Genomic DNA, 5,363 nt, shown 5'->3' on the forward strand with positions numbered 1-5,363 from the left:
GAGGTTCCTGAAAAGGAGCAGCGCCGGGCCTATGATCCCGACTGCTACCTCTGTCCGGGCAATGAGCGGGCGAGTGGTGCCCGAAATCCTGAGTACGCCAGCACCTATGTCTTCGATAACGATTTCAGCGCTCTGAGCCTGGAGACGCCGTCCAGGCGGAGCAATATAAAGGATCTGCTGGTGGCCCATGGCGAACCGGGGATTTGCCGGGTGGTCTGTTTCTCGCCCCGGCACGACCTCACTTTGGCGGAGATGGGCGTTGGCGATATCCGCCGGGTCGTGGATGTTTGGACTGAAGAATATGCCCGTCTGGGGTCTCTGGAAAGTATTGGCTATGTCCAGATCTTTGAGAATAAGGGGGCCATGATGGGGTGCAGCAATCCCCATCCACATGGTCAGATCTGGGCCGAAAGATCGCTACCTGTCGAGGCGGAAAAGGAGGATTGGAACCTGCGGGCATATGCAGATCGGATGGGAAGCTGCCTCATTTGCGATTACGTAGCGCTTGAGATAGAGAACCGGGAGCGGCTTGTAGTCACTAACAAGCACTTCGCAGCGCTGGTACCTTTCTGGGCGGTGTGGCCTTTCGAAACAATGGTTGTAAGCAAGCGACATCTGAAGGACCTATCGGAGTTGAGTGAAGACGATAAGGACGCCTTTGCCGATATTCTGAAGCGACTGACTACCAGATACGATAATCTCTTTAAGACGTCGTTTCCCTACTCGGCTGGCATCCACCAGTCACCTACCGATGGTGACTCACACCAGGAGTCCCACTTCCATATGCATTTCTACCCGCCGCTTCTGAAATCTGCAACTGTGAAAAAGTTCGTGGTGGGCTACGAAATGCTGGCGAACCCGCAGCGTGATCTGCTCCCGGAAACTAGCGCTGCAGCCTTGAGAGACCTATCAGAAGTACATTACCGCCAGCTTGGACCGGTAATATAAGGCCACCGCCTCTCCCGGCACTCACCATTCCCGCGATAAAGGGGCTATTTTTATTCTGCACAGCTTGATGTTATTGCAGCTAAGCGCGCCGGTCGGTTAGTCTCGGATTTCTGAATGCTCGGGCCCTGAGTTTTTAAAATAAGTCTTAAAAATGTCTTTCCAGGTCACGATTCCCTCTATGCCGCCTTCCCGGGAGATAACCGGCAGGCACGATACGTTATTGTCTAATAGTATACGAGCTGCATCGGCAACGCTGGTTTCCCTGGTGGCGGTGATAGGCCTGCGGCTGCATATCTGATGGGCCCGCCTGCTCAGGATGGCCCGGTCGCGCGGGAGCTCATCCAGCGTGCCCAGCCACGGGCTTAGTGCCTTCAGGAGATCACGATCGGAGATCACCCCAAAGAGTCTTTTATTCTCGACTACCAGAAGGTGGTGAAACTTGACGTGATCAAAGATTTCCTTAATTGTCTTGAGCGAAGCGTCCGGATCGACCGTCACCACTTCAGTGGTCATGATGGAGCCGATAGCCATTTTTTATCTCCAACGTACGTCTAGAAATCTGTTAACCACTATGGTTCAAAACTACGGGGTAATCGACGAAATTCCAAGATTCTGCAGATACGCACTCTGAGGTCTGTAGTGATTCTGTTTAGCATGCTCGGCCAGACCATGCTCTCAACTGTGCTCTAGGTCCGATTTCGTATCCCGTAAGACATGTTAAAGGTTAGTAGCGGTAGGGGCGATCCGCCAGTTGGCGGTCGACCTCCTGCTCACAAAGTGGCACTGACGTTTCTTCAGGTTATTATTTGCCAGGGCTAACAAACTATTTACAACTCTTGGAGATGCTAAAAATATACCTTATTATATCATAAGAAGCTGCCGGAGAGCTTCTCAGATTAATAATGTTCCGGCGAGAACTTTCGATCCATCTCAATAATGATAAGAGGGTGTGCTATGAGAATTCTTTTTTTGACACGTAAGTCATTAATTCCGAGGCTTAGCATCCTGGCTGGCATGGCAATCCTTCTTTTGCTGGCTTGTCAACCAGTAAGAGAAATTGCTCCACACTATATTCTCCCTCAAATCGAACCGGATAGTTTCATTTTATTCTATCCTCCTGAAGCCTACGAGAAACAGATAGAAGGGAAGGTTATACTGCGGTTACGGATAGAGAAAGAGGGCAACGTGAGTAAAGCGGAAGTGCTTACATCTTCCGGCTATGACATTCTGGACAACGCAGCGCTGGAAATGGCTCGGACTGTCCGTTTTACACCGGGGCTGGTCAGTGGTGAACCTCGAGCGCTCTGGATAACCTGGCCGATAGTTTTTGAGTTGACATCTAAGCGATTGTTATCCTTAGATTTATTGGAGTGGCGACGTGGAGCATTAGAGTATCAGTCAACAGCTTCAGCGGGAGATCTCCAAAGCCGTCAGATTGCCCAAAGGGATCTACTAAGACATTACGTCCACCTGGCGAACAGAATGGTGAACAGCCGTTCGGTTTTTCCCAACCGCACAATTATGGATGTTGTTACACCGGACATACGCGATTCATGGGTGGAATATCAAGATGTCTGGCCGTTGACGTTTGTTCTATTTCAGGATTATATCCAACGCTATCCCGACAGCGAGTCTTACGGTATGGCGGAAGACCATTTGGTGGATTATCTCATGAACGAAGTTTTTCTTCTGAAACAAGTTAGATCGGAAGGCACATACGTCGACAAGCCAAGACTAAGGCTGCTTAACAGCCTAACCCAGTATTTACAAGAGCATTATCCGGGGGCTTTAAGACAAAATTAGACCTGGCTAAGGAGTAGGTGAGTTCCATATTCACCTGGCAGATTCCGCTACTGTCGGTATCAGAACGATCGTTTGATTACCCCGGGCTTCGGGCTGAAATGGACCGCTGCGGAATACCGGGAGGAAGTCTTTCCAAGCTCTCATTCTTGGCCTAGCTAAAGGTCTCCAGGATGGGGAATAAGTATGAATGATCCACGCTATAGCTGGACCTAAAGCCTGCTTTATTTTCAAGTCACATCACAAAACTCGAGCAACATAAGAAATGGATTTTATGATGCATGCAAAAAATAGTTCTTCGGTGAGATTTGCACTCTCGGTCTTAATGCTTGGTCTTGTTCTTTCTCGAGCGTCAGCTGGGACTACTGCCGAGCATCCCAGACTTATCCTGACCCCGGAGCGGGTATCCACACTCCAGACATACGCGGCGACTACTCATCTAGACCTCTGGAATTGGGCTCAACAGAATGCCGAAGAATTCAGTCAGGAGCCCATTCCTGAAATGGCCGATGCAGATAACAGGTATCGCTACATCGGTAACACCATGCCGGCGCTGGGTTTGACCTATCTCATGACCGGAGAAGCCCGGTATCTGGAATCGGCTGAGGCCTGGCTCACTGCGCTTCTATCAGTGCCGGATTGGAAGGGAAGTCAGAATCTGGGACGTTCTTCGTGGGCAATCGGTTGTGCGCTACTCTATGACTGGCTTTACGAGGAGCTCCATGAAGAAACCCGTAGCCGGATAGCAGAACGACTGCCCCTGGAAGCAGGCATCATCATGAAAGAAGCCTCCACCTGGCGGCCACTCAGCAACCACCTGCTGATCGAAACCGCGGCCCTGGGTATCATCGGTCTGGTACTGGCAGGAGAGGTCGGTGATACGGAGGTCTTCCTGAATCAGGCCGATGATTGGACCCGAGACATTATTGATCATGCCCCGCGGGATGGTTCATGGGGGGAGGGAGTTCAATACTGGCAATACGGCTTGAGCCATTTCCTGATGTTCCTGGAAGCTGCATCAACAGCAGGATACAAGAACTACTATTCCGATTATGACTGGCTCAGAATCACAGGCTTTTTCCCCATTTATTTCTCGTTGCCAGGTAAACCGAGGGAAGTATTGAACTTCAGTGACTGCGATAGCAAGGGCTACAAACCCCCGTTCATATTATATCGACTGGCTTCGGTATATCAGAATGGCTATTACCAGGACTATGGTAATAAGCTATTGCGCCGCGAGCCACACAAGTTCAGCTGGATGGATTTTATTTGCTATGATCCCGGCGTTTCTCCCGTAAGTATTGATAACCTACCGGCATTGAAGCACTTTCCAGACAATGATTTTGTAGCTCTGCGAAGCAGCTGGCAGGACGATGCCACCGTCATTGGTTTTCGCTGTGGCCCGGCCCCCGGTCATCGTAATCAAGCGGATCCGCTCCTGGTTCAAGAGCGGGGCTTCGGCCCGGGCCATGGACATCCTGACATTAACAGTTTCTGCCTATTTGCCTATGGGGAGTGGCTGGCCACAGATCCAGGCTATACGCAGCTCAAGCTAACCGCTAATCACAATACTGTCCTGGTGAATGGTCATGGCCAGGCGGGGGCTGGTAGAAAATGGCTGGATTATATGGAGTTTGAAGCGCGGGAGCCTGCACCGGCGATTTTGCGGATCGAAAGTAATCCCGTCTATGATTATGTGTTGGGCGACGCCGGGAATATCTACGTCGATAAGGCGCAGCTAAGAAGTTTCCGCCGGCATTTGCTGTTCCTGAAGCCTGATATAATGGTGATCGCGGATGATTTGCAGGCGGCAAAGGACAGCCGGTTTGAGTGGCTGCTGAACGGACGGGAGGCTATCATCCAGCTGGAAAGCGAACAATATGCAATTGTGCGCAATGAGGCCCGACTGTGGGTTCATCCAATTTTGCCGGGGCACTATAATGCCAGTATCCAGCGAAGGGAACTGGACGCTTCGGATGTGGATGGAAGTATCGTGACCCTGAACCTGGCGGTGGACTCCCGCAAGGAAATTCGTTACTTGGTCATCCTTTGTGCACTCAAGGATGCAACCACGCCAACTCCTAGAGTGACCCTTAGCGGTGAGCAGCTCAAGATTCAACATCGTGGTAAAACCTGGGCGGTTAGAGTCTTGAAGTCTTCACAGATTACGCAACCTTCTGATGCGGTATTAATCGTCCAGGCTCCCCAGCCGCCGTCGAATCAGGATTACTATTTTGTAAGGGACGTCAAGTGAGACGCCCTTTTGGAACGTGAACAAGGAAAGGGTCAGATCCGATATGCAGGTTAGAACGCTCGTTGGAACGATTTTAGTTGTTGTCTTCGTGGGTGTTCATCTGGAGTCGGGGCTCCAGGCTCAAAAGGCTAGCCGGGCGTTCCCTGAGATCCCCCCGTCTGTACTGCCCGTTGCGAGGATGGATTATGACGATGGGCAAGACCCGATGGGCAGCCGGTTGTTCCGTACGACTAGTACCCGCACCCAAATCAACTTGAGTGGTTTCTGGGATTTCGTCCTTGATCCGGACAGCACCGGGGAGGAGAAGGGTTATGCTACCAACTTCCCCGAACCTGAAACCCGCCAGTGGGTTCCAGGTACC

5 protein-coding genes are annotated in these 5,363 nt (G+C 51.1%); 4 read left to right on the forward strand and 1 reads right to left on the reverse strand.

What is annotated here, in order from left to right:
• The coding region (locus ACETWG_03250) for a UDP-glucose--hexose-1-phosphate uridylyltransferase (protein ID MFB0515604.1) at positions 1-948 on the forward strand (948 nt) is incomplete at its 5' end.
• A 96-nt stretch (positions 949-1,044) separates the two neighbouring features.
• On the opposite strand, the gene ACETWG_03255 is transcribed toward ACETWG_03250, so the two are convergent.
• A complete protein-coding gene (locus ACETWG_03255; protein MFB0515605.1) occupies positions 1,045-1,479 on the reverse strand; it encodes a CBS domain-containing protein in 435 nt (144 codons plus the stop codon).
• Between the two features lie 423 nt (positions 1,480-1,902).
• Here ACETWG_03255 and ACETWG_03260 point away from each other — a divergent pair, with 423 nt between their 5' ends.
• From ACETWG_03260 to ACETWG_03270, 3 genes are all read left to right on the forward strand, one after another.
• Positions 1,903-2,751 carry an energy transducer TonB gene (locus ACETWG_03260; GenBank protein ID MFB0515606.1) on the forward strand — a complete coding sequence of 283 codons (849 nt, stop codon included), beginning with the start codon at positions 1,903-1,905 and terminating at the stop codon, positions 2,749-2,751.
• A gap of 298 nt (positions 2,752-3,049) precedes the next feature.
• Positions 3,050-5,002, forward strand: a complete 1,953-nt coding sequence (locus ACETWG_03265; GenBank protein ID MFB0515607.1) for a heparinase II/III family protein — start codon at positions 3,050-3,052, stop codon at positions 5,000-5,002.
• A 43-nt stretch (positions 5,003-5,045) separates the two neighbouring features.
• Positions 5,046-5,363 (forward strand): hypothetical protein (locus ACETWG_03270; protein MFB0515608.1); only part of this gene is annotated, 318 nt, incomplete at its 3' end.

This window comes from Candidatus Neomarinimicrobiota bacterium (genome assembly GCA_041862535.1).
Lineage (GTDB): Bacteria > Fidelibacterota > Marinisomatia > SCGC-AAA003-L08 > TS1B11.